Raw genomic sequence first — 26,215 nt, forward strand, 5'->3', positions numbered from 1 at the left:
CGGATTACTTGACGACCGCGGCGGCCAGCTTGGAGAGGGGCTCGGCCAGCGCGTTCACACCGTCCGAGAGCTCCTTGCGCTCCGCCTCGCCGACCTTGTCGTACGAGGTGAACTCGTAGCCGTTCTTGTCGGCGCGGTACTTGTCGAGCAGGGTGTTCAGCGCGGCGAACTGGGTGTCCAGCTGCTTGGCGAGCTCCGGGTCGTTCTTGACGGTGACCGTCTTGAGGAGCTCGTAGGACTTCTGGGCGCCCTCGACGTTGGCCTTGAAGTCGACCAGGTCGGTGTGGCTGTAGCGCTCCTCCTCGCCCGTCACCTTGCCGGTGGCGACCTCGTCGAGCAGTTCCTTGGCGCCGTTGGCCATGGAGGTGGGGGTGATCTCGGCCTGGCCCACCTTCTTCTGCCACGCGGTCAGGTCGGTGATCAGGGTGTCGGCGAGCTTCTTCTCGTCGTCTCCGATCTTGCCGTCCTGGAAGAGGGACTTCTCCAGGCGGTGCCAGCCGGTCCAGTCCTTGGCCGGGTCCTGGCCGGCCTCCAGGCCGTCCTCGCGGACGTCGACCTTCGGGTCGATGTCGCCGAAGGACTCGGCGACGGGCTCGGTGCGCTCCCAGCCGATGCGGGAGGGGGCGTAGGCCTTCTTCGCGGCCTCCACGTCCCCGGCCTTGACGGCGTCGGCGAAGGCCTGGGCCTTCGGCAGGGTCTCGTCGGCCTGCTCCTGGACGTACTTGCGGTACGCGGCGACCGCGGCGTCCAGCTCGGGGCTGCGCTTCTCGGTGCCGCCCTTGCCGGTGGCCTTGACCTTGGTGCGGATGCCGTCGCCCTTCATGCCGGGCTTGCAGACGAACTCGTAGTCGCCGGCCTTGATCTCCGCGGTGATGGTGGCCTTGGTGCCGGGGCCGATGTTCTCGCGCTCGGAGACGATCCGGTCGTCCGGGAAGAGCACGTAGAGCTCGGTCACCTTGGAGCCCTTGTTCTCCACCTCGATGGAGACCTTGCCGGCCGGGAACTCGGTCCGCGAGACCTCGCAGGCGCTGTCGGTCGCGTTCACGTGGACCGCTCCGGAGCCGCCGTCCTTGTCGCTCTTCTCGGCGCAGCCGGTGACTGCGGTGAGCGCGGCGACGGCTGCTGCCGCGGTGAGCACGGTGAGGCGGGCGGGGCGCATGGGGGCTCCTGGGTGAGGGCGGGGGCAGGCCGGTGGGGCGGGACGGGCCGGTGAGGCGGACCTAACTTAACCGAGGCTTACCTGACCGATGGCCCGTCGTCCAGTGATTCAGCTCTCAGGTTCCGGCCCCGGACACGGGCCCGTCACGACCCCTCCATGACCCCCTCAAGGAAGGGTCAAGCCGAAGTCAAGCACCGCCCGCGCCGGCCCCCGCGGAGCCCGGCGGGGCGGCGGACGCGGAGTCCGGTGGCCCCCGCACCGGGCCCGCCGGCGGGACGACCGCGGACCACCGGCCGACCGCCGGCGGGCCGACCGCGGGCCCCTCCGCCGGCAGCCGCGCGCTCCCCGGCCACGGGGCCCGGACACCGCGCCGTGCTTGAATGCCAGCGTGAACGATCTAGACGTGATCAAGGTCTTCTGCGCGGGTGACGGCCGCTTCGGCAACCTGCTCGGAGTCGTCCGCGACGGCCGCACCTGCCCGGACGACGCCTCCCGGCAGGCCCTCGCCGCCGAACTGGGCTACAGCGAGACGGTGTTCGTCGACGACCCCGAGCGCGGGGTCGTCGACATCCGCACCCCCGGCACGCGGATGTCCTTCGCCGGGCACCCGCTGGTCGGGGTCGCCTGGCTGCTGGACATCGAGGAGCTCCAGCCGCCCGCCGGACCCGTGTGGGCGCGCGACGACGGCGAGTTCACCTGGATCACCGCCCGCCCCGAGTGGGTCACCGGCAAGCGCACCGAGCAGTACGCCACCCCCGCCGAGGTCGACGCGCTGCCCGCCCCGCCGCCCGGCGAGGGCTGGCTGTACGCGTGGGCCTGGGAGGACGAGACCGCGGGACGGATCCGCGCCCGGGGCTTCCCGCGCCGCCCGGACGGGGTCATCACCGAGGACGAGGCCACCGGCTCGGCGGCGGTACTCCTCACCGCCGAGCTGAACCGCGCCCTCAACATCACCCAGGGCGCCGGCTCCCAGATCCTCACCGCGCCCGGCCCCGACGGCACGATCGAGATCGGCGGCCGCGTCCGCTTCGCCGCGTGACGGACGAGCGGGCCGGGCCGGGGCGCACGCACCCGCCCGGCCCCCGCCCGCCGCGGCGGACGGCCTACGCGCTGAGCGGGAACTCCTCGCCCAGCTCGCGGAAGACCGCGCCGTTGAAGTCGAAGGCCCGCTTGCACTCGTCGATGATGCGCTGCTTCTCCAGGTCGTCCGCGGCGATCGCGTCCAGCAGCTCGCGGTAGGTCCGCTTGAAGGCGGCCGGGTTGGAGATGTCCTCGAAGACGTAGAACCGCACGCCGTCGCCCTTGCGCGCGAAGCCCCAGGTCCGCTCGGCCTTGTCCCGGATGATCTGGCCGCCGGAGAGGTCGCCCAGGTAGCGGGTGTAGTGGTGGGCGACGTACCCGCCCGGCCAGGTGGCCGCGCACCGCGCGACCCGGTCCGCGTACGCCCGCGTCGCGGGCAGGGCGCTGACGGCCTCCCGCCAGCCCGGGCCGAGCAGGTGGGCCAGGTCGCGCTCGATCTCGGCGACGCGCATCAGCTCGGGCCGTATGAAGGGGCCCGCCACCGGGTCCTCGCGCAGCGATTCGGCGCCGTCCTCCAGCGCCCGGTACACGAACCACAGCTGCTCGGTGTAGCGGGTGTACGCGTCCACCCCGAGGCGCCCGCCGAGCAGGTCGCTCATGAACGTCGAGGTCTCGGCTTCGGTGTGCTGCTCGTGCGAGGCGACACGGATGACCGTGGAGAACGCGTCCAAGACTGACCTCCGGGGAAGAGGAACGGGCCGGCGGCAGACCGCCGCCACGCCCGATCCTCGTGCTGAGGGTTGCCTAAGTCAATGTGTTCCCGACGCCTTGTCGGTAAAAACCCCGCGGGCGCGGCGGAAACCCGCCGCCGCGCCTTTCGGCCGGCCGCCCTACGGCAGGGTCAGGATCTCCGCGCCGGTGTCCGTCACCACCAGGGTGTGCTCGAACTGCGCCGTGCGCTTGCGGTCCTTCGTGACGACCGTCCAGCCGTCCTCCCACATGTCGTACTCGTGGGTCCCCAGCGTCAGCATCGGCTCGATGGTGAAGGTCATCCCGGGCTCGATGACGGTGGTGGCGTGCGGGCTGTCGTAGTGCGGGATGATCAGGCCCGAGTGGAAGGACGAGTTGATGCCGTGTCCGGTGAAGTCCCGGACCACCCCGTACCCGAACCGCTTCGCGTACGACTCGATGACGCGGCCGATGACGTTGATCTGACGGCCGGGCTTGACCGCCTTGATCGCCCGGTTCAGGGCCTCCCGGGTGCGCTCCACCAGCAGCCGCGACTCCTCGTCCACCTCGCCGCACAGGTAGGTGGCGTTGTTGTCGCCGTGCACCCCGCCGATGTACGCGGTCACGTCCAGGTTCACGATGTCGCCGTCCCGCAGGACGGTCGAGTCGGGGATCCCGTGGCAGATGACCTCGTTCAGCGAGGAGCACAGGGACTTCGGGAACCCCCGGTAGCCCAGCGTCGACGGGTAGGCGCCGTGGTCGCACATGTACTCGTGCGCGACCCGGTCCAGCTCGTCGGTGGTCACCCCGGGCGCGATGTGCTTCGCGGCCTCCTCCATCGCCTGCGCGGCGATCCGGCCGGCGATGCGCATGGCCTCGATCGTCTCGGCCGACTGCACCTCCGGTCCGGTGTACGGAGCGGGCGCGGGCTTGCCCACGTACTCGGGCCGGCGGATGTTGCCGGGGACGGAACGGACGGGAGAGAGCTCGCCTGGTACGAGCAGCGACTGGCCAGACATGCAAGCGAGTGTATCCAGCGGCGATGGGGCAGCATGGCGACGAGGAGCGGTATCGAACGGTATCGAGCGGCGGTACCGGGAAGCCGGCGTCGAGAGGAGCCCCGAGGCGATGGCCCTGTTCAAGAAGCGTCAGGTGGGAAAACCGGGCGAGTGGTACTACTGCCTGGTCCACCGGAAGGTCGAGGAAGGTCCCGAGTGCCCTGCCAAGGACCGCTTCGGCCCCTACACCACCCGTGAAGAGGCCGCCCACGCCATGGAGACCGCGCAGGAACGCAACCTCGAATGGCAGAACGACCCCAAGTGGAACGACAAGACCCGCGAGGACGGGGAAGGCGGCGGCACCGCCCCCTGACCGGGCCGCCCGCGCCGGCGCGGCCTACCAGCGGCTGGGCGGGGGAGCGGTCAGCCGCTCGGCCAGCCCGGCCAGCCGGTCGCGCAGCCGCCGGGGCCCCCGCCGCTCCGGCGGGCCGTTCTCCCCGGCCGCCGCGCTGACCAGGTGCTGCACGGTGTCCAGATCCAGCTCGGAGGTGACCGGCGGCACCGACAGGGCGTCGTGGGCCAGGGTGCCCAGGTCGGGATCCCCGCCGTCCAGGGACAGTACGGTCGCCCCCGCGCGCCGCGCGTCGTGCACCCGCTCCAGCAGCCCCCCGCCGGGCCGCTCCGGCGCCACCACCAGCAGCGTGTGCCCGCGCCGGGCCGTCTCCAGCCGGCTCAGCCCCACCGACAGGTGCGGCGGCTCCCCCGGCCGCACGTGGTGGCGCACCAGCGTCGGGGCCAGCTCCGGCTGCCCCGACCAGGCGGCCTCGTCCACCAGGTGCGCCGCCAGGTGCCAGGGCTCGTACTGCTCGGTCCCCACCAGCAGCAGGCTGCCCCCGGACGGTGCCACCGACCGCCGCAGCGAGCCCGCGAAGCGCCGGGCCTCGTCCGGCCACCCCGTCCCGGCGAGCACCTCGCGCAGCAGCGCCACCCTCACGGCATCCTGCCCCATCGGACCCTCCTCGGCCGGCCTACTCGGCAGTACCCTCGCCCCCATGACTTCCTCAGACAGCACCCAGAAGCCGCCGGCCAAGGACCCCTGGGACCTCCCGGACGTCTCCGGCCTCGTCGTCGGCGTCCTCGGCGGCACCGGTGACCAGGGCCGGGGCCTGGCCTACCGGCTCGCCCGCGCGGGCCAGAAGGTGATCATCGGCTCCCGCGCCGCCGACCGCGCGCGCGGCGCCGCCGAAGAACTCGGCCTCGGCGTCGAGGGCGCCGACAACGCCGAATGCGCCCGCCGCAGCGACATCGTGATCATCGCGGTGCCGTGGGAGGGCCACGCCCAGACCCTCGAAGCCCTGCGCGAGGACCTCGCGGGCAAGCTCGTCGTCGACTGCGTGAACCCCCTCGGCTTCGACAAGCAGGGCGCCTACGCCCTCCAGGTCGAAGAGGGCAGCGCCGCCCAGCAGGCCGCCGCCCTGCTCCCCGACTCCCGCGTCACCGCCGCCTTCCACCACCTCTCCGCCGTCCTCCTCCAGGACGCCTCGGTCGAGGAGATCGACACCGACGTGATGGTCCTCGGCGAGTCCCGCGCCGACACCGACCTCGTCCAGGCCCTCGCCGCCCGCATCCCCGGCATGCGCGGCGTCTTCGCGGGCCGCCTGCGCAACGCCCACCAGGTCGAGGCGATGGTGGCCAACCTCATCTCCACCAACCGCCGCTACAAGGCCCACGCCGGCCTGCGCCTCACCGACGTCTGACCGCGCCGCCCCGGGGTCCGCGCCGCTCCCGGGCCCGCGCCGGCGGCGGGGCCCGGGCGGGATGGGGGACACTGGAGGGGTTCGCCCCCTGACGTGCCCCCGAGGAGCTGTTCCCGATGCCCCGCCTTGCCGTGTTCGCCCTTGTCGTCTGCGTCCTCGCCGTGGCCGCGGCCGTGGTCGCCTTCGTGGAGGGCAGCTTCCTCGGGATCGTGTGGGTGCTGCTGGCCGGCGTCACGTCCAACATGGCCTGGTTCTACGTGCGCAAGGCCAAGGCGGAGAAGCAGCGGCGGGCCGCGTAGCCGGGGCGCCGGGGGCCGCCGGCCCGCGCGCCACGACCGGACGGGACCCGGCCGTCCCGCGGGACGCCTACCGGTCCTGCGGGGCCGCGCAGAAGAACCCGTCCGACTCCTGCCAGAAGCGGTACAGGCCGCGGCCGCAGTACGTCTCCAGGTCCGAGACGCCGAGCCCGCGCAGGATCCCGCGGACCGCGTCGAAGAAGACGGCGTTCACCTCGGGGATCCACAGCAGCACGAACACCCCGATCAGCGCGAACGGCGCCAGCGGGGCCAGCTCGCGGCGGACCCGGTGGGGGAGCCAGGGCTCGATGATCCCGTAGCCGTCCAGGCCCGGCACCGGCAGGAAGTTCAGGATGGCCGCCGAGACCTGGAGCAGCGCGAGGAAGGCCAGCGCGAAGCGGAAGGGCAGCGGCACCCCGTCGAGGGCGCCCAGCCAGAACGGGGCCGTGCAGACCACCGCGAAGGCCACGTTCGTCAGCGGCCCCGCCGCCGAGACGAGGCTGTGCTTCCAGCGGTCCCGGATCCGGTCGAGCTCGATGTACACGGCCCCGCCGGGCAGCCCCAGCCCGCCCAGGATCACGAAGACCACCGGCAGGACGATGCTGAGCAGCGGATGCGTGTACTTCAGCGGGTTCAGGGTGAGGTAGCCCTTGGCGCCGACCGTGATGTCACCGCCGTGCAGCGCGGTCCGGGCGTGCGCGTACTCGTGCAGGCACAGCGAGACCACCCACGCGGACGTGACGAAGAGGAACACGGCCAGCCCCGTGCTCGCCGCGTAGTCCGTCCACACCGCCCAGCCCGTCACGGCCATGACGGCGGCGATGCCGAGGAAGACGGAACTGATCTGCCGCTCGCTGCGGACGCCCTGGTGAACCATGCCGCGAAACCTACCCCGGGCTCGGCGCGGAAGGGGACGCGGTCCCGGAGAGAATGGGCCGGTGCTCTACGCGATTCTCGGCACCGCCCAGGCCATCCGCGACGACGGGACCCCCGTCGCCGTCGGCGGAGCGCGCCTGCGCGCCCTGCTGACCGCGCTCGCCCTGCGGCCGGGCCGCGCCGTGCCGGCGGGGCTGCTGATCGCGGAGGTGTGGGACGCCGCCCCGCCGGCCGATGCCGTCGCGGCGCTCCAGGCGCTGGTGGGGCGGCTGCGGCGGACGCTCGGGCACGCGGCCGTGCGGTCCGTGGAGGGCGGCTACCGGCTGGAGGCGGAGCGGGACGACGTCGACCTGTACCGCTTCGAGCGCCTCGTGCGCGCCGCCGCGGCCGAGCCGGACCAGGCCCGCGCGGCGGCCCTGTACGACGAGGGGCTCGCGCTGTGGCGGGGCCCGGCGCTGGCCTCCCTCCCCGATCCGGCGGCCGAGGCCGCGCGCTGGGAGGCCGTACGCACGGACGCGCGCCGGGGCCGCCTGGGCGCGGCGCTGGCGCTGGGCCAAGCGGAACAGGTCCTGCCGGAGCTGACCGAGCTGTGCGCGCGGCAGCCGCTGGACGAGCCCTCGCAGGTGCTGCGGATCCGGGCCCTGCGTGCGGCGGGCCGCCCGGCGGAGGCGCTGGCCGCGTACGAGACCGTCCGCCAGGACCTCGCCGCCCGCCTCGGCACGGACCCGGGCCCCGCCCTGCGCGCCCTCCACTCGGAGCTCCTCTCACCGCCCCCGCCGGGCCCCCGGCCCTCCCGGGCCCCCGGCCCGGCCACACCCCCGCCCCCCGCCCCGCTCCCGGCCGCCCCCGCCGCCCCGCACGAGGCCGAGCCCCCCGGGAACCTCCGCGCGCGGCTCACCACCTTCGTCGGGCGGGAGGATGACATCCGCGTCATCGGCGACGACCTCGCCCGGGCCCGGCTCGTCACCCTCCTCGGCCCCGGCGGGGCCGGGAAGACCCGGCTCTCGCAGGAGGCCGCCGAGACGCACGCGCGGGCCGCCGCCGACGCCTGGCCCGACGGGGTGTGGTTCGCCGAGCTGGCGCCCGTGGAGGACCCGGAGGACGTCCCCGAGGCGGTCCTCGCCGCACTCGGCGCCCGCGAGACCAAGCTGCGCGGGGCCGCCGCCGAGGAGCTGCGCGCGCTGACCGACCGGGCCGGGGACGACCCCCTCGACCGGCTCACCGAGCACTGCGCCCGCCGCCGGCTGCTGCTGCTCCTCGACAACTGCGAGCACGTCATCGGCGCCGCCGCCGTACTCGCCGAGCGGCTCCTGACCCACTGCCCCGGCGTGCGGATCCTCGCCACCAGCCGGGAACCCCTCGGCGTGCCCGGGGAGTTCCTGCGCCCCGTCGAACCGCTGCCCGACCCCGTCGCCCTGCGGCTGCTCGGCGACCGGGGCGCCGCCGCCCGGCCCGGGTTCCGGGTCAGCGACGACCCGGCCGCCGCGGCCGAGATCTGCCGCCGTCTCGACGGGCTGCCGCTCGCCATCGAACTGGCCGCCGCGCGCCTGCGGCTCCTGACCCCCCGCCAGATCGCCGACCGGCTCGACGACCGCTTCCGCCTGCTGACCGGCGGCGCCCGCACCGTCCTGCCCCGCCAGCAGACCCTGCGCGCCGTCGTCGACTGGTCCTGGGACCTGCTGGACGAGCCGGAACGGGCCGTCCTCAGACGGCTGTCCGTCTTCGCGGGCGGCTGCGACCTGGACGCCGCCGAAGCCGTCTGCGCGGACCCGGACGCCGGTCCGGACACCGACGTCGCCGACGCCATGGCCGCCCTCGTCGACAAGTCCCTCGTCGTCGCCGCGCCCGGGCCCGCCGGCGACATGCGCTACCGCCTCCTGGAGACCGTCGGCGAATACGCCGCCGAGCGCCTCGCCGAGGCCGGCGCCGGAAAGGACCGCGAAGCCACCGAGCGCCGCCACCTCGTCCACTACCGCGAACTCGCCCGCACCACCGAACCCCTGCTCCGCGGCCACGACCAGCGCGCGGCCGCCGACCGGCTCGCCACCGAGTACGAGAACCTCCGTACCGCCCTGCGCCGGGCCGTGGCCGCCCGCGACACCGGCGAAGTGCTGTGCCTCGTCCACTCGCTCGGCTGGTACTGGCACATGCAGGACCTGCGCGCCGAGTCCCGGCACTGGTCCGAGGCCGCCGCCGAACTCGGCCCCGACCCCTTCCGGCCGCCCCACGTCCCCGCCGGGCCCGTCCACGAACGGCTCGTCGACTCGCCCCCGCCCTATTCCGGCGAGGTGCTCACCGAGGGCTGGCGCGCCCTGCACCTGGTGCGGCTGGCCTCCCGGGACCAGACCAGCACCGACTGGGACAGCCCCGAGGTCCGCGAGCAGGTGGCGGGCGTGCTCGCCACCTACCGGCCCGGACTCCCGCAGACCTGCCGGACCCCGGCCTCGCTGTGGATCTACGCCGTGATGATCGCGGGCGACGCCGGGCTGCTCAAGCGGGTCGTGGACGCCACCGTGGACACCGCCCGCCAGCTCGGCTACCGCTGGGAGCTCGCCTCCGCCCTCCAGCTGCGGGCCAACATCCTCGCCAACCGTGCCGACTGGGCCGGCGACGCCTCCCGCGACGCCGACGAGAGCCTGGCGATCTTCCGCGAACTCGGCGACCACTGGGGCTGCGCCGAGGCCCTCTCGGCCCGCGCCGAGTCCCGGGAGAAGCGCGGGGACTACGCCCTGTCCGCCCGGGACTACCGCGAGGCGATCGAGTACGCCGAACGCCTCGGCGCCAAGGCGCAGGTGACGGTGCTGCGGGTGCGGATGGCCGGGTCCCTGGTGGAGAGCGGCCGGATCGAGGAGGCCGAGCGGATCCTCACGGACAGCCTCACCACCCTGGACCGGTTCGGGAACGAGGCCATGCCCGCCGCCCGGATGTTCCTCGCGGGCGTCTACGGCCGCACCGGCCGCATCCCCGAGGCCCGGGCCCAGATCCGGATGCTGCGCGAGGAGTTCGCCCTCGGCGCCTTCGCCGTCTTCGACGTGTTCCTCCTCGCGACGACGGCCTGGCTGGACAACCAGGAGGGCAAGTACGAGGACGCCCTGCTGCTGGCCCGGGAGGCGGCGGGAGCCGTCCGGCACCCGCTGGCGATGATGGTCGCCCCGCAGATGCCCGCCCTGTACCTGCTGACGGCTGCGGTGGCCCGGACCGGCCTGGGCGGCCGGGAGCAGGCGTACGAGGCCGCGCGGCTGATCGGCGCCTACCGCGCCCACCTGCCGGCCGGGCACGTCCCGGTCTCCTCCGAACGCGAGGACGCCGCCCTCGCCGGGGAACGGGCGCGGGCGGCGCTGGGGGACGCCGCGTACGAGGCGGCGTGCGCCGAGGGCGGCGGCCTCACCCTGGAGGAGGCCACCGCCCTCATCTGATCCGGCCGGCTCCCCCGTGCGGTGCCGTCCGGGACGCGATCCTGACGGACCGGCCGGCGGGGGATCAGGTCTTCTGGCGGAACTTGCGGACCGCGACCGGCATGGTGACCGCCGTGATGGCGACCGACCAGGCCAGCGTGACCCACACGGAGTTCCCCAGCGGGGTGCCGTTGATCAGGCCGCGGGCGGCGTCGGCCAGGTTGGACAGCGGGTTGTAGTCCGTGAAGGACTGCAGCCAGCCCGGCATCGTCGTCGGCGGGGCGAAGATCGAACTGCCGAACTGCAGCGGCATCAGGACCAGCATCGCCATGCCCTGGACGGCCTGCGCGGTCTTCAGGGTCAGACCCAGCAGGATGAAGATCCACATCAGGGAGGCGCCGAAGACGGCCGACAGCCCGATGGCGAGGAACAGGTCCAGCACCGAGGACTTGATGGACAGGCCCAGGATGAAGCCCACGGTGAGCAGGATGGCGATGGCGACCATCATCCGGCCCAGCTCGACCACGATCTTCGCGATGAGGACCGAGGACCGGGCGATGGGCATGGACCGGAAGCGGTCCATCACGCCCTTCTTGAAGTCGTCGTTGACGCCGGTGCCGACACCCATCGCGATGTTCATGCCCATCATCGCCATCAGGCCCGGGACCACGTAGTTGACGTACTCGCCCTGGTTGCCCTTGCCGGAGATCGCGCCGCCGAAGACGAACACGAACAGCAGCGTGAAGATGATCGGCATGAACAGGACGTCGAACATCGACTCCGGGTCCTGCTTGATCTGGAGGGCGTTGCGGCGGACGAGCGCGCCGATGTGGCGCAGGTTGGCCCGCAGGCCGATCCGGCCCTCGGCGGGCGGGCGGGACGCGGCCGTGACGGCCGCGGTGGTGCTGGGCTTCGTCGTGGTGGCGGTGCTCATGCCGCGACCTCCTGGTTCGGCTCGGTCTTCGGGGCGGATGCGGCGTCCTCGGCCGTCCCCGGCTTGTGGCCGGTGATGGACAGGAACACCTCGTCCAGGCTGGGCAGGTAGGTGCCGAGGTCGGCGATCGGGTACCCGCGGGCGGCCAGCAGGCCGACCACCGCGGTCAGCTGCGCGTCGCTCAGGATCGGCACCAGCAGCACCCCCTCGTCCGGCACCGCCTGGGAGCCGGCCACCCCGTCCAGCCCGGCCTCCGCCAGCGAGCGGGCGATGTCCGGCAGGTCGGACGGGTGCGCCGGCCGGATCCGCAGGGTGCGGCCCCCGACGCGGGCCTTCAGCTCGTCGACCCGGCCCTTGGCGATGACCTTGCCGCGGTCGATGACCGTCAGCTCGTCCGCGAGCTGCTCGGCCTCCTCCATGTACTGGGTGGTGAGCAGCACGGTGGCGCCCTCGGCGACCATCCGCTGCACCTCGTCCCACACCTCGTTGCGGGTACGGGGGTCCAGACCGGTGGTCGGCTCGTCCAGGTAGAGCACCGCCGGGCGGCCGATCATCGAGGCGGCCAGGTCGAGCCGGCGGCGCATCCCGCCGGAGTAGTGCATCGCCGCCTTCTTCGCCGCCTCGGTGAGGGAGAACCGCTCCAGCAGCTCGTCCGCGCGGGCCCGGGCGTCCTTGCGGGACAGGTCCAGCAGCCGGCCGATCATGTAGAGGTTCTCCCAGCCGGAGAGCTTCTCGTCGACCGAGGCGTACTGGCCGGTGAGGCCGATGGTGCGGCGCAGCTGCCGGGGCTGGCGGACCACGTCGAAGCCGGCGACCGTGGCGGTGCCCGCGTCGGGGACGATCAGGGTGGACAGGCAGCGGACCAGGGTGGTCTTGCCGGCGCCGTTCGGGCCCAGCACGCCGAGCACGGTGCCCTCGCGGACGTCCAGGTCGACCCCGTCCAGGGCCTTGGTCTCGCCGTAGTGCTTGACCAGCCCGCGCACTTCCACGGCGTGGGAGTTCTTGTCGTTTCGCGTCATGTCCACCATGGGACCAGCCGTCACTGACAAAGCTCCGACAGACGTCCGACAGCCCTCCGACGGGCGGCCGACAGCCCGTCGGCGGGCCTGCCGGCGGGCTGTCGGTGCGCGGGGTCCGCGACGGCGGGGACTAGTGGAAGGCGTGCTCCTCCTGCGGGAACGTTCCGCCCACCACGTCCTCGGCGAAGGCCTTCGCCGCGTCACCCATGGTCCGGCGCAGGTCCGCGTACTGCTTGACGAAGCGCGGCATCTTCCCGCCGGTCAGGCCCATCATGTCGGTCCACACGAGCACCTGCGCGTCGCACTCCGAGCCCGCGCCGATACCGACGGTCGGGATGTGCAGCGACCGGGTGACCTCGGCGGCCAGCTCGGCCGGGACCAGCTCCAGGACCACCGCGAAGGCGCCCGCGTCCTGCGCGGCCTTGGCGTCGCGCAGCAGCTGGTGCGCGGCCTCGTCGGTGCGGCCCTGCACCCGGTAGCCCATGGCGTTCACGGACTGCGGGGTCAGGCCGAGGTGGGACATGACCGGGATGCCGGACTGGACGATCAGCTCCGTCTGGTGCAGCGAGCGCTCCCCGCCCTCCAGCTTGACCGCCCCGACACCGGCCTCCTTCACCAGCCGGGTCGCGCTGCGCAGTGCCTGGACGGCGCCTTCCTGGTAGGACCCGAACGGCAGGTCGCCGACGACCAGGGCCCGGCCGGTGCCCCGTACGACGGCCGCCGACAGCAGGGTCATCTCGTCCATCGTCACGGGGACGGTGGTGTCGTAGCCGAGGTGACAGTTGCCCATGGAGTCACCGACGAGGATCACCGGGATCCCGGCCTCGTCGAACACGGACGCCGTCATGGCGTCGTACGCGGTGAGCATGGGCCACTTCTCGCCGCGCTCCTTGGCGAGGGTGAGGTCGCGGACGGTGATGCGCCGGTTGCCCGTGCCTCCGTACAGGGTGGGGGAGGCGGCTTCGCGGGCAGGCGAAACGGCATGCGTCATTGCAACTGCTCCTTGTGTCATCTCGAGGCACCCTCACGGTGTCCCCGGACTCACCCACCATGGTGGCACCCGTCCGGCCGTCGACGGAAGTGGGAGGACCGCGGCGCGCTGACCGGTCCGTCACACTCCCGGCCCGTCTCCGGGCGCGCCGGAGCCAATGTGCGCGTTTCGTGACAAGCGGAACCCTTGCCGCACGGCCGTTCGTCCTCCCGGTTGTACGGCCGCGAGGACGGCACGGAAGGCTCCCGACATCGCCTAGGGTCAAGGCACGGGGACGGAGCGCGAGCACGGCAGCGAGGACATGGCATGGCACAGGCGTACATGACGGAGACGGGGAACGGCGGCTCCGAGCCCGGGCCCCCCGGATCCCGACTGAAGCGCCTCCTGGCCGAGCTGCGGGGCGACCGCGGCATCTGGAAGCGGGGCGTCGTCACCGCCGGCGTCGCCGCCCTGATCTCGCTGGTGATGGTCTTCCACGCCGAGCTGTCCAACGACGTGGGCAACCTCGGCAGCCTCACCGAGACCTTCCTGCCCTGGCTGGGCCTGGCCGTGCCGGTCCTGCTGGCCATCGCCGTGGTCCGCAGGTCCGCGACGGCCCTGATCGCGATACTGCTGACGGCCGCGGTCTGGGTGAACCTCTTCGGCGGCCTCGTCACCGACAAGTCGGGCTCCCGCGGCAACCTGATGGTCGCCGCCCACAACGTCGACGCCGACAACCCCGACCCGCGCGGAACCGGCGAGGCGCTCGCCACCTCGCGGGCGGACGTGCTGGCCCTGACCGAGCTCAAGGCGAGCGCCGTGCCCGTCTACGAGAAGGCGCTCGGGGGCGCGTACAAGTACCACGCGGTCGAGGGCACGGTCGGCGTGTGGAGCAAGTACCCGCTGACCTCCAGCAAGCCCGTGGACATCCGGCTCGGCTGGACCCGCGCCATGCGCACCACCGTCGCGAGCCCCTTCGGGGAGATCGGCGTGTACGTCGCCCACCTCCCCTCGGTCCGGGTCAAGCTCAACGCCGGGTTCACCGCCAACCAGCGCGACAACAGCGCCGACGCGCTCGGCGCGGCCCTCGCCGCCGAACCGCTGAAGAACGTCATCCTGCTCGGCGACCTCAACGGCACCATGAACGACCGCGCCCTGTCCGAGGTCACCTCGCAGATGCGTTCCACCCAGGGCGCGGCCGGCGACGGCTTCGGCTTCAGCTGGCCCGCGCAGTTCCCGATGGCGCGGATCGACCAGATCATGGTGCGCGGGGTGAAGCCGGAGGCCTCCTGGACCCTGCCGCGCACGGGCAGCGACCACCTCCCGGTGGCCGCCCGGGTGACCGTGCGCAAGTGAGCGGCGCGCCCGCGGGACGCGGGCAGGGGGCCGGCCGCGTGAGCGGCCGGCCCCCTGCCGGGCCCGTCGGGCCGGGAGCGGCGGCTACGCGTGCTCCCGCCAGCCGTTGGTGATGGGCAGCCGGCGGTCCTTGCCGAAGCCCTTCGCGGAGATCTTGGTGCCCGGCGGGTACTGGCGGCGCTTGTACTCCGCCGTGTCCACCATCCGCAGGGTCCGGGCCACCAGCTGCCGGTCGAAGCCGGCCGCGACGATCTCCTCCAGGCCCTGGTCCCGGTCCACGTACAGGGCGAGGATCGCGTCGAGCACCGGGTAGTCCGGCAGCGAGTCCGTGTCCACCTGGCCCGGGCGCAGCTCGGCGCTCGGCGGCTTCACGATCGAGTTCTCCGGGATGGGAGGGGTCTCGCCCCGCTCGACGGCGGCCCGGTTGCGGTAGCGGGCGAGCCGGAAGACGTCGCTCTTGTAGACGTCCTTGATCGGCCCGTAGGCGCCGACGGAGTCCCCGTAGAGGGTGGAGTAGCCGACGGCCAGCTCGGACTTGTTGCCCGGGGCCAGCACGATGTGCCCCTCCTGGTTGGACAACGCCATCAGCAGGGTGCCGCGCAGCCGGGACTGGAGGTTCTCCTCGGCCAGTCCGGTCAGGCCCAGGGAGCCCATGTAGGCGTCGAACATCGGCTCGATCGGGACGGTGCGGAAGTTCAGCCCGGTCCGTTCCGCCAGATCGGCGGCGTCGCCCCTGGAGTGCTCCGAGGAGTACTTCGAGGGCATGGCGATGCCGTACACGTTCTGCGCCCCGACCGCGTCGCAGGCGATGGCCGCGACGAGCGCCGAGTCGATGCCCCCGGAGAGCCCGATCAGGACGGAACGGAAGCCGTTCTTCCTGACGTACGCGCGCAGCCCCACGACCAGCGCGTCGTACACCTCCTCGTCGTCGTCCAGGCGCTCCGCGTAGCCGCCGGGCACGACCGGCTCGTACGGCTCCACCGGCTCCTCGGAGAGGATCACGCGGTCGATGCGCAGGCCGTCGTCCACCACCCCCTCGGGGGCGTCCGCCCGCGCGGCGGGCAGGTCCAGGTCGACCAGGACGCAGCCCTCGGAGAACTGCGGGGCGCGGGCGATGACCTCGCCGGACGCGTCCACGACGATCGAGTCGCCGTCGAAGACCAGGTCGTCCTGGCCGCCCATCATCGCCACGTAGGCGAGGGTGCAGCCGGCCTCCTGGGCGCGCTTGCGGACCAGTTCGAGGCGCACGTCGTCCTTGTTGCGCTCGTACGGGGACGCGTTGACGGAGATCAGCAGCCCGGCCCCGGCGGCGCGGGTGGCCGGGACGCGGCCGCCCTCCTGCCAGAGGTCCTCGCAGATGGCCAGGGCGACGTCGACGCCGTGCACCCGGATGACGGGCTGGGTCTCGCCCGGCACGAAGTACCGGAACTCGTCGAAGACCCCGTAGTTGGGCAGGTGGTGCTTGGCGAACCGCAGGACGACCCGGCCGCGGTACAGCACGGCGGCCGCGTTCTCCGGGGACCCGGCGGGCCGTCCCAGCCGGGAGACGGCCCGCTCGCTGCGGTCGAGGTAGCCGACGACGACGGGAAGCCCCCCGAGCCCCTCGTCCGCCAGCCGCCGGGCCAGCGCGGCCAGCGCGGTACGGGACGCGTCCACGAAGGACGCCCGCAGGGCCAGGTCCTCGACGGGGTAGCCCGTCAGCGTCATCTCCGGGAACGCCACGAGGTGGGCGCCCTGCTCGGCGGAGTGCCGCGTCCAGTGCACGACCGAGTCGGAGTTGGCGGCGATGTTGCCGACCTGCGAGTCGATCTGATTCAGAGCGAGGCGTAGTTGAGGCACGGGCCCAGTCTAATCGTCTTTCTGACGCGATGTCCTGAGCCGGGCCGTGGCGCCGCCGGTTCCGGGGCCGGGCGGACGGTTCAGCGGACCGGTCCGGTGAACTTCGCCGGGGGCAGCAGGACGCCGGGGGAGAGGCCGGCGCTGACGGACTTCGTGCCCTCCGGCACCTCGTAGGCGGCGCTGCCGGACGCCGAGTGGCCCGGCTCGATCAGCTGCTCGACGCGCTGGGGCATCCGGCCGTCGAAGACGAGCTTGCCGGGCCTGCCCTGCTCGTCGAGGACCGCGGGGATCGCGTGGACGACCCGGTGGGGCCGGTCGGAGGTGTTGGTGATGGTGAAGTCCACCCGCACCGCGTTGCCCACCTCGATCCACTGGCTGCTGGTGGTGTACTTCCGGGGTTCGGCGACGCTCACCTGGATCCCGCTGGGGTACGTGTACGTACGGCCGAAGGCGAGCGGCGTCGTGATGCCCGGGCCCGACGGGGGCGGGACGGCGTCCCCGTCCCCTTCGAGCAGGTCGTCCTCGTCCCACTCCCCGTCCCACTCCTGGTCCCACTCCCGGTCCCACTCCGGATCCACGGTGCTCTCGCGCCCGGCGCGCTCCACGGCCCGGTCGACGACGGCGACGGTGAGGAACCAGCCGCCGGCGCAGACGCCCAGACTGAGCACGCCGAGGCCGACGCCCACGAACGACATCACCTTGCGCGGGGCGCCGGCCAGGGCGCGCACGAGGGCGGCGATGCCGAGGCCGACGGCGGTCAGGCCGAGGAGCGCGCCGATCCAGAACACGAACGGGACGACCGCCAGCGGCACGGCCACCAGGCCCAGGACCAGCGCGGCCACGGCCATCCCGTTGGACGGCGCGACGGGCCCGGGCCGGAAGCCGGGGTACGCGGCGTGTCCCGGGTACGCGGCGTAGGGCGGCGCCGGCGGCGGGCCGGGGTGGCCCCAGGCGCCGGTGGGCGGGGCGGGGGCGCTCGGCGGGGCCTGTGGCGGGACCGCACCCGGGGCGGGCGCGGCCCACGGGTTGAACTCCCCGGCCGGCGGCGCCGGGACCTGGGCGGGCTGCGCCCCGGCGGCGGGCGGGACGGCGGCGGGCGGGGCGTCGGCGGGCGGGGCGTCCGCGGGCTGCGCGGCGGCGGGTGGGGCGTCCGCCGGTGGGGTCTTCGTCAGCGACGGCCGCACCGGCTCGGGGGCGGTGGCCGCCGGCTCCGGCGCGGACGGCCCGGGCGACGCGGTGTCCGTCTGCGGCCCCTGCGGAGACGGTTCCACCGGAGACGGGTCCTCCCGTGACGGCTTCTCCCGTGACGGCTTCTCCAGTGACGGCTTCCCCGCCCCGGGTATGGGCGCGTCCGCCGGCTCGGGCGGCGGACCGGACGGGGTCCCGGGCGGGTTCGGGGGCGTGCTCATGCCTGAGGCGTCCTTGGAGTGTGCGGCGTACGGAGCGCGGAACGCGGTGTACGGACGATGCGGGCAGCCTGCCATGCCCCCCGGCCCCCTCCAAGCGGATTCGCCCCCCGCCCCCGGCCCGGGAACGGAATCGGCCGATGTGCCGGAATCTGGACTCCGGCCCGGGGAACGCGGCGGGCGGCGCACACGTTCTCCCCGTGCGGGACTCGGCCGGATGGCCCTGGGCGCGCATCCCGGCGATCCCGGCTGCGGCACCGCCCGGGGGCGCCGCACGCCGATGCCGGATCTGCTGAGGATCATTCACCCCATGCGTACAGAACGCCCGGAACGTCCGCACCGCCCCCCGGGAGACGCGCCCCCGAGCACCCGGCCCGTCGCCCTCCTCATCGGTCTCGGCGCGGCCGCGTACACCGCCTGGGTGCTCGAAGTCGTCCTCTCCACCGGCCTCAACCCCGTCGAGGCCTACGTCAGCGAACTCGCCGCCCAGGACCAGCCCCTCGGCGGCCTCTTCCGGGCCACCGACTTCACCGCCGGCCTGCTCGTCCTCCTCGGCGGGCTGCTCGCCCTGGCACGCCTGGTCCGCCACCCCCCGTCCCGGGGCGCCTGGGCCGTCGCCGGCTGGTGCGGGATCACCCTCTTCGGCGCGGCCACCGCCGCCGACGCCTGGCTGCCGCTCAGCTGCCGGCCCACCGCCGACCCCGAATGCGCCGCCCGCGAGACCGCCGGACTCGTCCCGGCCACCCATCAGGCCCACGCCATCAGCAGCAGCCTCGCCATGACCGGCGCCCTCATCGGAACGGTGGCGCTCACCGTCGCCGCCCGGCGGTACGGGCGGCTCGCGCCCCTCGCCCGCTACGGACCCGCCCTCGTCACCATGCAGCTGATCGCCACCGCCTGGACGCTGACCGCCATCGCCCTGTTCACCGCCGGGCACGGCACCTGGGCGCTCGGCGCGGGACAGCGGCTCCAGGTGCTGCTGGTCGCGCTCTGGCTGGGGCTGCTGGCCCGTTCCGTCCACGAGGAGCGCCGTACGTGAACCCCCCGCCCCGCTTCGTCCGCGTGGACGGGATCCCGCTGCACGTCGTCGTCGAGGGCACCGGGCCGCCCGTGGTGCTGAGCGCCGGGCTCGCCATGGCCTGGTTCGACTGGGACCCGGTCGCGGCCCTGCTCGTGGCCCGGGACCGGACCGTGATCCGCTTCGACCGGCCGGGACACGGGCTGAGCGCCCCCGCGGCCGAGCCGCCCGGCGCCGCCGGGGAGGCCCGCCGGATCGCGGGCCTGCTGGACGGGCTGGGCCTGGGCGGCCGGCCGGGCCCGGGGGGTGCGCCCGGCCCGGGCGGTGAGCCCGTCACCGTCGTCGGGCACTCCCTCGCCGGGTTCCACGCCGAGGCCTTCGCCCGCCTGTACCCGGAGCGCACCGCCGCCCTCGTCCTGGTCGACTCCAGCGTCGAGGAGGCGCCCCGTACGGTGCTGCCCGCCGCGCTGCGCACCGGCGCCGCCCGCGCGCTCGGCCGGGCCGTGACCGCCGCCGGGCTCCCGGCCGCGCTCGGACCCGCGCTGCGCGGCGGGGCCGTACGGGCCTCCCGGGCCGGCCGGGCCGCGGATCCGGCCCCGCGGGACCTCGTACGCCGCTGCTACCGCACGGGCCGGGTCTGGCGCGGGGCCCTCCTGGAGAACTCCCGCTACCCCGACACCGCCGCCGAGCTGCTCGCCCTGCGCGCGGAGCACCCGCTGACGGCGCCCGTCACCGTCCTGGCCGGCCACGACGGCTCCCCGGGCGGCGCCGCCCGGCGCTGGCTCGGCCGCCAGGCGGCCCTCGCCGAAGTGCTCGGGGCCCGCTTCGAGGTCGCCGAACCGGCCGGACACCTGGTCATGCTGGACCGCCCGCACCAGGTGGCGCGGGCGGTCCTGCACGCCCCCGGGTAGCCCCGCCGGGCCGGGCGGCTACCGCGGCGCCGCCCCGCGCCCGCGCAGCATGTCCGCCATCAGCGTCAGCTCCGACTGCTGCGCCTCGACCATGCCCTGGGCCAGCGCCCGCTCCGCCGGGGTGGCGCACTGGCGGGCACAGCCCTCGGCCATGGCGACGCCGCCCTTGTGGTGGTCGGTCATCAGCTGGAGGTACAGCACCTCGGCGTCCCGGCCGTTCGCCGCCCCGAGCCGCGAGAGCTCCTCCTTCGTGGCCATCCCGGGCATCAGCGCCCCGGGCTTGGCACCGGTGTGTCCCGCGTGGCCCCCTTGCGAGGACATCCAGGACATCGGCGGCTCGTCCGCCACCACCTTCGGCAGCCCCCACAGGTCCAGCCAGCCCAGCAGCATGCCGCGCTGGTTGGCCTGGGTGTTCGCGATGTCGTACGCCAGGCTGCGCACGGGCTCGTCCTGGGTGCGGTCGCGGACGATGAAGGACATCTCCACCGCCTGCTGGTGGTGCACCGCCATGTCCCGGGCGAAACCCGCGTCCGGCGAGTACAGGGCCGGCGCGGCGGCGGACGGGGAGCGCCCGCCGTCACCGTCCGGGCCGTTCGCGGTGGCGACCGTGGCCCCCACCGCGAACAGCACGGCGAGCACGACGGCCGCGCCCGCCGCCCAGTACGTACGGGTCACTTCTCGCCCACCCCGTTGGTGCAGGCCGCGCCCGGCTCGGGGGTCTGCTGGCCCTGCACGTACTTGGTGAAGAACTGCGCCACGCGCGGGTCGTCCGCCTTGTCCACCGTCAGCTGCTTGCCCCAGGCGCTGAGCATGATCGCGCCGGCCTGCTCCTTGACGGGGCTGAGCAGGGTGTACGGGGTCTTGCCGACCTTCTCCGCGAGCTTGTCGACCTCGGCCTTGTCGGCCTTGTCGTTGTACGTCACCCAGACCGCGCCGTGCTCCAGCGAGTGCACGGCGTTCACCTCCGGGACCGGGTTCTTGTAGACGTCGCCGTCGCAGTTCATCCAGCGGGGGTGGTGGTCGCCGCCGACGGGCGGGTTCATCTCGTACTTGACCGGGGTCTCGACGTGGTTGCGGCCGAGCTTCTTCGCGTCCCAGGTCTGCTCGCCCGAGACCGGCGCCTTGCGGGCCGCCTCCGCGTCCTTCTCCTTCTGCTTCTGGTCGATCAGCACCCAGGCGCCGAATCCGACGAGTCCGGCGACGATCGCCGTGGAGACGCTGATCGCGAGGATCTTGTTGCGCCGCTCGCGCGCCTGCTCGGCGCGGCGCATCTCGGCTATGCGCTGCTGGCGGGAGTTCTGCTGTGACGTCCTGCTGGCCATGTGCCCTGTTCCTTCTGCTGAGGGGGTGTGGGGGTGGAGCCGGTGGTGCCGTCCGGTGCGCCGGAGCGCTCAGGTCCGCAGCACTTGCAGGACGTGCAGGCCGGGGGCGCGCGCGAGGGTCCCGGGCGGCCGCACCGGCCCCGCGGCCGCGCCCGGGCGGGCGGCGGGCACCGGCCCGCCGCGGGGCGGGGCCACGGCGGGCGGCGGGGCGGGCAGCACGGCCGGGGTGACGTGGGAGAGGGGGGAACACCCCGGAGGGTCGTACGGGGACACACAGGTGGCGTGCGCGGCGTGCCCACCGTGCGCGGCGTGCACCCGTCCGGGTTCCGCCGCCGCGGGCCGCACGCAGAGGAACGCCACGCCGGCCGCCACCCCGGCCGCGATCAGCAGCACGAGGAAGGCGCGCCGGACGGGACGCCCGCGGCGCCCGCTCCCCGTGTCCTCCCAGCCCCCCATGGGCGCCGATGGTAATGCTCATGACTTGTGCGCGGTCGGAGCGGGGGTGCCATCGGCTCTGGGGGGTGCGTAATGTGGCGGAAACCACCACTGGCGATACTGGACGGGCCCGACCGCGCTCCTCCGCCCCTTTGGGATGGTGGTGCACGGATCGTCTGAACTGCGAGGATGAAGGCATGGACAAGCAGCAGGAATTCGTCCTCCGGACGCTCGAGGAGCGCGACATCCGCTTCGTGCGCCTGTGGTTCACCGATGTGCTGGGCTTCCTGAAGTCCGTCGCGGTCGCCCCCGCCGAGCTGGAGCAGGCCTTCGACGAGGGCATCGGCTTCGACGGCTCGGCGATCGAGGGCTTCGCCCGGGTCTACGAGTCCGACATGATCGCCAAGCCGGACCCCGGGACCTTCCAGATACTGCCGTGGCGCGCCGAGGCCCCCGGGACGGCCCGGATGTTCTGCGACATCCTGATGCCGGACGGCTCGCCCTCGTTCGCGGACCCGCGCTACGTCCTCAAGCGCATCCTGGCCAAGACCTCCGACCTGGGCTTCACCTTCTACACCCACCCGGAGATCGAGTTCTTCCTGCTGAAGGACAAGCCGCTGGACGGCACCCGCCCCGTCCCGGCCGACAACTCCGGCTACTTCGACCACACGCCGCAGAACGTGGGCATGGACTTCCGCCGCCAGGCGATCACCATGCTCGAATCCATGGGCATCTCGGTCGAGTTCAGCCACCACGAGGGCGCCCCGGGCCAGCAGGAGATCGACCTCCGCTACGCCGACGCCCTCTCCACCGCCGACAACATCATGACGTTCCGCCTGGTCATGAAGCAGGTCGCCCTCGAGCAGGGCGTCCAGGCCACGTTCATGCCGAAGCCCTTCTCCGAGTACCCGGGCTCGGGCATGCACACCCACCTGTCCCTCTTCGAGGGCGACCGCAACGCCTTCTACGAATCGGGCGCCGAGTACCAGCTCTCGAAGGTGGGCCGCTCCTTCATCGCGGGCCTCCTGAAGCACGCCGCGGAGACGGCCGCCGTCACCAACCAGTGGGTCAACTCCTACAAGCGCATCTGGGGCGGCTCCTCCCGCACCGCCGGCTCCGGCGGCGAGGCCCCCTCGTACATCTGCTGGGGCCACAACAACCGCTCGGCCCTGATCCGCGTCCCGATGTACAAGCCGGGCAAGACGGGTTCCTCCCGGGTCGAGGTCCGCTCGATCGACTCCGGCGCCAACCCCTACCTGACGTACGCCGTACTCCTGGCGGCGGGCCTCAAGGGCATCGAGGAGGGCTACGAACTCCCGGCGGGCGCCGATGACGACGTCTGGGCCCTCTCCGACGCCGAACGCCGGGCGATGGGCATCGAACCCCTCCCGCAGAACCTGGGCGAGGCCATCTCCCTGATGGAACGCAGCGAACTGGTCGCCGAAACCCTCGGCGAACACGTCTTCGACTTCTTCCTGCGCAACAAGAAGCAGGAGTGGGAGGAATACCGCTCGGAGGTCACGGCCTTCGAACTCCGCAAGAACCTCCCGGTGCTGTAGGGGTTGGTTCCGGCCGGGCGGGCCGTCGGTCGGGGGCCGGCGGCCCGTTGGCGTTGCGGTGGGGCTTAAGGCTTGGAGCAGGTGAGGGTTACCTGGTCGCTGCGGGCGCTCAGGCCCGCCGACGGGACGTGGAGGGTCATGAAGACGCTCGGGGACATGCCGTTGACGGTCGCCGGGAGGTCGACCACCTTGAGGAGCGAGACGCCCTGGATGCCCGCTTCGAAGTGGGCCTTGCCCTTGGCGAAGGGCTCCGAGCTGGAGGCGTAGGTCCAGTAGTAGTCGACGTCACCCTTGCCCGACCCGGTGATCCGGCCGTCGAACTCGGCCCTGCTCGGCTTGGAGCAGTCGACCACGGTGCCGGGTTTGGTGAGGGTGACGACCTCGACCTTGGTGACCTTGACCTTCCCCTGCTTGCCGCCCTCCTGCTGGCCCCGGGGCGGTGTGGTGCAGCCGATGCGGCTGCCCTTGGAGCTGACGGTGTACGTGCCGTAGCGGACGTCGTGCTTGTCGAGTGCGCCCTCGTCGTCCACGCGGGCGCGCTGGTTCGTCCGCGGGCCGTTGATCGTGACGGACTGGCCCGGCTCGAATCCCTCCAGGACGAGGTCGTACGAGGAGTGCCTGCCCTCCCCGGTCGCCACCAGCTCGCAGGAGCCGACGGCGGGCGCGGCCGCCGGGGCGGCGGCGGCCGCCGGGGTGAGGACGGCCGAGGAGGCGAGGAGCGGGGCGGCGAGGAGCGTGAGGAAACGGTGCTGGTTCATCGTGCGGCCCTCCGGGCGGGATGCCCCCGATGCTCGATGCTCCTCCCAGGATATCGGCGGGCGGCCCGTGCCCGCCTGCGCGGCGGCGGGTCAGGCCGGGGGCGTCCGGACCGCCGGGTGCCAGGTGGGGCGGGATCCGGCGGGGCCGGTGGTCGTGGTGTGGAGCCGGGCGTCCAGGCCCAGGACGGCCGTGGTCGTGGCGCCGGCCGGGCCGAGTACCGCCGACGGGGCGCCCGCGTACAGCATCCCGGACTCCGTCCAGGCGGGCGGCCCGCCCAGGGTGGTCGCGGCGACGGTGCCGGTGTCCGCGCGGCCCGTCACCGTGCGGCCCGCGGCGCCGACCGCGCCGTAGCCGGCCCGGCCGCCGGACTCGGAGACCCCCGAGACCCGCGGGGCGCCCGCGCCCGCCGTGACGAGCGCGCTGCGGACCACCCCGGAGTCGGGGCGGCGGAAGTAGAGGCGGATGCCCGCGCCGTCCCGGGCCGCCGAGAGGGGGACCGTGGTGGCGGGCAGTCCGGTGGGGTGCGGCCCCGAGAGCGGGGCGCCGGGGGCGGGCTGCGTCCAGGCCAGCACGGACGCGGTGGTGGCGGCGTACACGTGGCGCCGGCCGGCGGCGTCGACCACCGCGACCGGGTCGCTCTGGAGGTCCTCGCCGCCCAGCTGTTCCCAGTCGGTGAAGGCCCCCGACGGCTGCTGGGCGCGGGCGCGCAGGGTGCGGCGGGAGTCGCGGAGGTAGACGGTGAGGCGGCCCTCGGCGTCGACGGCGGCCGAGGGGGTGCTGATGGCGGAGGTGCCGGGCTCGTCGTCCGGCTCGGGGGTGCCGAGGGAGGCCCACGCCCCGAACGGCCCGCCGGGCGCGGACTGGACCGCGTACACCACCTCCCGCCGGTAGTCGGCGGGGCGGGGCCCGAGCACGGTGCGGGTGGCGAGGACCGCGACGCGGCCGTCGGGGAGGCGGACGGTGGCGGCGCCCGGGTCGATGCCGGAGCCGGGGAGCAGGACGGGCCCCGTCCAGGTCCCGGCCCGGTCGCGCGTCCAGACGGCCATCCGCCCGTCCAGCGCGGCGAAGGCCCAGAGCCGGCCGGGGGTGCCCTCGGTGAGCCAGGAGGTGGTGTCGGCGCGGGCGTAGCGCAGCGACTGGGCCCAGTGGCGGCCGGTGGGGCTGCCCGCCACCTTGCGGTCGCCGCAGCCGGAGGGGGAACCGCAGTAGTCGGCCCGGTCGTGCCAGGCGTACGTCCTCAGGAAGCCGGTCTTCGTCTCGGCGGTCTGCGGGTCCAGCGCGTGCGGGAGGCTGCCGTTGTGGTAGCCGAGGTAGCTCTGGACGGAGAACCGCGGCCGGTCCGCGACCCGCTCCGCGTACAGCGCGGTGGCGGCCTGCACGAAGCGGGCGCCGTACATGTGGTCCTGGTGGTCGGTGTACTTCCCGGTGGCGGCGTACCGGTTCGGCGTCGGGTCCTGCGTCCGTATCGTCGTCGGCCGGTACCGCTCCAGGATCCCGGATATGGACTCGATCACCTGGTCCTTGGTGTACGAGAACTCCTGCTTGACGGGGGTGCCGGTGGTGAGCTGGGAACCCAGCGCCGGTATCCGGCCGTTCCACAGGCCGCGCAGGCTGTCCGGGTTGTCCGCGGCCGGGTTGCGGGCCTCGCGCAGCTGGAGCCAGACCAGGTTGACCTGGGGGCGGGCGACGAGGACGTCGAGCTCGGCCTGCCCGCCGCCCGCCGTGGGTATGACCGTGCGCTTCCAGGCGCCTGCGCGGTCGCCGGTGGCCATCTCGGCGTAGGCGGAGCGTATGCCGTTCTGCCGGGCCTCCGCGTACCGGGCGCGGTCGGCGGGCTGCTCCGGGTCCTTGGCCTCTCCGCCGCGCGCTTCGTTGCGGCCGTCCGCCTCGCCGGAGGTGAGGTAGACGGTGGTGACGGGCAGCCCGGCCAGCAGGGAGCGGCTGAGGTCGGGGTTCATGAAGAACAGGTCGTCGTCGGGGTGCGCGACGACCTGGACGACCGTGCCCGAGGTCGTGCTCGCGGGCAGGGCGGCGACCGGGTTCTTCCCCTCGCCGGTCTCGGCCGCCGTCTGCTGGCCGGAGGTGACGGCGAGCACGCCGGAGGCCCCCACGGTGAGCAGGGGCAGCACGGCCGCGAGGAGGAGACGGCGGCGGGAAAGGGGCATGGTCACGGCCTCTTGAGGTCGCTTCGGGCAGGAAGAACCGCTGTGCAGTCACTGAGAGGCCGAATCGGGGGAGTTGGTTCACCGATTTCGACGATGACGCGCGCTTTTCCGAAAACGACCGGAAGTGATGGTGCCCTGCCCGTGCCGCGCCGGTGCGAACCGACCGGATCGTGGACGCGGTGGAGGAGGGGATCCCGCAAGCGGTCGCGGCCGTCGCGGCGGTCGCGGCACGGCGGTTGAGAGGGCCCTGCCCCCGCCCCCCGCGCGCCCCCCGCCGCCCCCGTACGCCCCC

The 26,215-nt window shown here is 73.8% G+C and carries 24 protein-coding genes; 9 read left to right on the forward strand and 15 right to left on the reverse strand.

Annotated features, from left to right (window positions below; genetic code table 11):
* Positions 1 to 4: 4 nt before the first annotated feature.
* On the reverse strand, positions 5 to 1,159 hold the full coding sequence (efeO, locus tag ACZ514_RS25300) for an iron uptake system protein EfeO (protein WP_468171258.1): 1,155 nt from the start codon (positions 1,157 to 1,159) through the stop codon (positions 5 to 7).
* Positions 1,160 to 1,547: 388 nt separating this feature from the next.
* Here efeO and ACZ514_RS25305 point away from each other — a divergent pair, with 388 nt between their 5' ends.
* The gene (locus ACZ514_RS25305; protein WP_468171255.1) at positions 1,548 to 2,198 is read left to right on the forward strand and encodes a PhzF family phenazine biosynthesis protein; all 651 of its coding nucleotides are present in this window, start codon (positions 1,548 to 1,550) and stop codon (positions 2,196 to 2,198) included.
* Between the two features lie 64 nt (positions 2,199 to 2,262).
* On the opposite strand, the gene ACZ514_RS25310 is transcribed toward ACZ514_RS25305, so the two are convergent.
* Positions 2,263 to 2,910 (reverse strand): biliverdin-producing heme oxygenase, encoded by a 648-nt coding sequence (locus ACZ514_RS25310; protein ID WP_468171253.1) that lies wholly within the window; start codon positions 2,908 to 2,910, stop codon positions 2,263 to 2,265.
* Positions 2,911 to 3,069: 159 nt separating this feature from the next.
* A complete protein-coding gene (gene map / locus ACZ514_RS25315; protein ID WP_388935920.1) occupies positions 3,070 to 3,927 on the reverse strand; it encodes a type I methionyl aminopeptidase in 858 nt (285 codons plus the stop codon).
* Between the two features lie 109 nt (positions 3,928 to 4,036).
* Between map and ACZ514_RS25320 the strand changes: the two genes are divergently transcribed.
* Entirely contained in the window at positions 4,037 to 4,279 is a 243-nt protein-coding gene (locus ACZ514_RS25320; RefSeq protein ID WP_468171250.1) for a hypothetical protein, read from the forward strand.
* Positions 4,280 to 4,303: 24 nt separating this feature from the next.
* Here ACZ514_RS25320 and ACZ514_RS25325 read toward each other — a convergent pair whose 3' ends face one another.
* Positions 4,304 to 4,915, reverse strand: a complete 612-nt coding sequence (locus ACZ514_RS25325) for a hypothetical protein (RefSeq protein WP_469125745.1) — start codon at positions 4,913 to 4,915, stop codon at positions 4,304 to 4,306.
* Positions 4,916 to 4,958: 43 nt separating this feature from the next.
* On the opposite strand from ACZ514_RS25325, the gene npdG reads away from it, so the two are divergent.
* Positions 4,959 to 5,663 (forward strand): NADPH-dependent F420 reductase, encoded by a 705-nt coding sequence (gene npdG / locus ACZ514_RS25330; RefSeq protein WP_468171244.1) that lies wholly within the window; start codon positions 4,959 to 4,961, stop codon positions 5,661 to 5,663.
* Between the two features lie 116 nt (positions 5,664 to 5,779).
* Entirely contained in the window at positions 5,780 to 5,962 is a 183-nt protein-coding gene (locus tag ACZ514_RS25335) for a hypothetical protein (protein WP_468171241.1), read from the forward strand.
* A gap of 67 nt (positions 5,963 to 6,029) precedes the next feature.
* Here the strand turns inward: ACZ514_RS25335 and ACZ514_RS25340 are convergent, their stop codons facing one another.
* Complete coding sequence (locus ACZ514_RS25340; protein WP_468171238.1) at positions 6,030 to 6,836, reverse strand: site-2 protease family protein; 807 nt, start codon at positions 6,834 to 6,836, stop codon at positions 6,030 to 6,032.
* A gap of 61 nt (positions 6,837 to 6,897) precedes the next feature.
* Between ACZ514_RS25340 and ACZ514_RS25345 the strand changes: the two genes are divergently transcribed.
* The gene (locus ACZ514_RS25345) at positions 6,898 to 10,251 is read left to right on the forward strand and encodes an AfsR/SARP family transcriptional regulator (protein WP_469125746.1); all 3,354 of its coding nucleotides are present in this window, start codon (positions 6,898 to 6,900) and stop codon (positions 10,249 to 10,251) included.
* A 64-nt stretch (positions 10,252 to 10,315) separates the two neighbouring features.
* On the opposite strand, the gene ACZ514_RS25350 is transcribed toward ACZ514_RS25345, so the two are convergent.
* The 3 genes from ACZ514_RS25350 to panB all read right to left on the reverse strand — a co-directional run bounded on the left by ACZ514_RS25350 (position 10,316) and on the right by panB (position 13,174).
* On the reverse strand, positions 10,316 to 11,164 hold the full coding sequence (locus tag ACZ514_RS25350) for an ABC transporter permease (protein WP_468171232.1): 849 nt from the start codon (positions 11,162 to 11,164) through the stop codon (positions 10,316 to 10,318).
* Entirely contained in the window at positions 11,161 to 12,183 is a 1,023-nt protein-coding gene (locus ACZ514_RS25355; protein ID WP_468171229.1) for an ATP-binding cassette domain-containing protein, read from the reverse strand. Before ACZ514_RS25355 ends, ACZ514_RS25350 begins: the two co-directional genes overlap by 4 nt.
* Before the next feature lie 130 nt (positions 12,184 to 12,313).
* The gene (gene panB, locus ACZ514_RS25360) at positions 12,314 to 13,174 is read right to left on the reverse strand and encodes a 3-methyl-2-oxobutanoate hydroxymethyltransferase (protein WP_469125747.1); all 861 of its coding nucleotides are present in this window, start codon (positions 13,172 to 13,174) and stop codon (positions 12,314 to 12,316) included.
* Between the two features lie 306 nt (positions 13,175 to 13,480).
* Here panB and ACZ514_RS25365 point away from each other — a divergent pair, with 306 nt between their 5' ends.
* On the forward strand, positions 13,481 to 14,509 hold the full coding sequence (locus ACZ514_RS25365; protein ID WP_468171223.1) for an endonuclease/exonuclease/phosphatase family protein: 1,029 nt from the start codon (positions 13,481 to 13,483) through the stop codon (positions 14,507 to 14,509).
* Positions 14,510 to 14,593: 84 nt separating this feature from the next.
* On the opposite strand, the gene ACZ514_RS25370 is transcribed toward ACZ514_RS25365, so the two are convergent.
* On the reverse strand, positions 14,594 to 16,348 hold the full coding sequence (locus tag ACZ514_RS25370; protein WP_468174863.1) for an NAD+ synthase: 1,755 nt from the start codon (positions 16,346 to 16,348) through the stop codon (positions 14,594 to 14,596).
* A gap of 80 nt (positions 16,349 to 16,428) precedes the next feature.
* On the reverse strand, positions 16,429 to 17,619 hold the full coding sequence (locus tag ACZ514_RS25375) for a DUF4190 domain-containing protein (protein ID WP_469125748.1): 1,191 nt from the start codon (positions 17,617 to 17,619) through the stop codon (positions 16,429 to 16,431).
* Positions 17,620 to 18,064: 445 nt separating this feature from the next.
* Here ACZ514_RS25375 and ACZ514_RS25380 point away from each other — a divergent pair, with 445 nt between their 5' ends.
* On the forward strand, positions 18,065 to 18,793 hold the full coding sequence (locus ACZ514_RS25380; RefSeq protein WP_468174868.1) for a DUF998 domain-containing protein: 729 nt from the start codon (positions 18,065 to 18,067) through the stop codon (positions 18,791 to 18,793).
* Positions 18,790 to 19,683 carry an alpha/beta fold hydrolase gene (locus ACZ514_RS25385; RefSeq protein ID WP_469125749.1) on the forward strand — a complete coding sequence of 298 codons (894 nt, stop codon included), beginning with the start codon at positions 18,790 to 18,792 and terminating at the stop codon, positions 19,681 to 19,683. Before ACZ514_RS25380 ends, ACZ514_RS25385 begins: the two co-directional genes overlap by 4 nt.
* Before the next feature lie 18 nt (positions 19,684 to 19,701).
* Here ACZ514_RS25385 and ACZ514_RS25390 read toward each other — a convergent pair whose 3' ends face one another.
* From ACZ514_RS25390 to ACZ514_RS25400, 3 genes are all read right to left on the reverse strand, one after another.
* Positions 19,702 to 20,358: a DUF305 domain-containing protein gene (locus ACZ514_RS25390; protein WP_469125750.1), complete on the reverse strand. Its 657-nt coding sequence runs from the start codon at positions 20,356 to 20,358 to the stop codon at positions 19,702 to 19,704.
* Positions 20,355 to 21,005, reverse strand: a complete 651-nt coding sequence (locus tag ACZ514_RS25395) for a DUF3105 domain-containing protein (protein WP_468174877.1) — start codon at positions 21,003 to 21,005, stop codon at positions 20,355 to 20,357. Before ACZ514_RS25395 ends, ACZ514_RS25390 begins: the two co-directional genes overlap by 4 nt.
* A 69-nt stretch (positions 21,006 to 21,074) precedes the next feature.
* A complete protein-coding gene (locus ACZ514_RS25400) occupies positions 21,075 to 21,461 on the reverse strand; it encodes a hypothetical protein (protein WP_468174879.1) in 387 nt (128 codons plus the stop codon).
* 176 nt (positions 21,462 to 21,637) lie between these two features.
* Here ACZ514_RS25400 and ACZ514_RS25405 point away from each other — a divergent pair, with 176 nt between their 5' ends.
* On the forward strand, positions 21,638 to 22,999 hold the full coding sequence (locus ACZ514_RS25405) for a glutamine synthetase family protein (protein ID WP_344153501.1): 1,362 nt from the start codon (positions 21,638 to 21,640) through the stop codon (positions 22,997 to 22,999).
* 65 nt (positions 23,000 to 23,064) lie between these two features.
* On the opposite strand, the gene ACZ514_RS25410 is transcribed toward ACZ514_RS25405, so the two are convergent.
* Complete coding sequence (locus ACZ514_RS25410) at positions 23,065 to 23,757, reverse strand: hypothetical protein (protein ID WP_469125751.1); 693 nt, start codon at positions 23,755 to 23,757, stop codon at positions 23,065 to 23,067.
* Between the two features lie 90 nt (positions 23,758 to 23,847).
* Positions 23,848 to 25,923, reverse strand: a complete 2,076-nt coding sequence (locus ACZ514_RS25415) for a PIG-L family deacetylase (protein ID WP_469125752.1) — start codon at positions 25,921 to 25,923, stop codon at positions 23,848 to 23,850.
* Between the last annotated feature and the right edge of the window lie 292 nt (positions 25,924 to 26,215).

Source organism: Streptomyces sp. NPDC034086 (assembly GCF_055575515.1).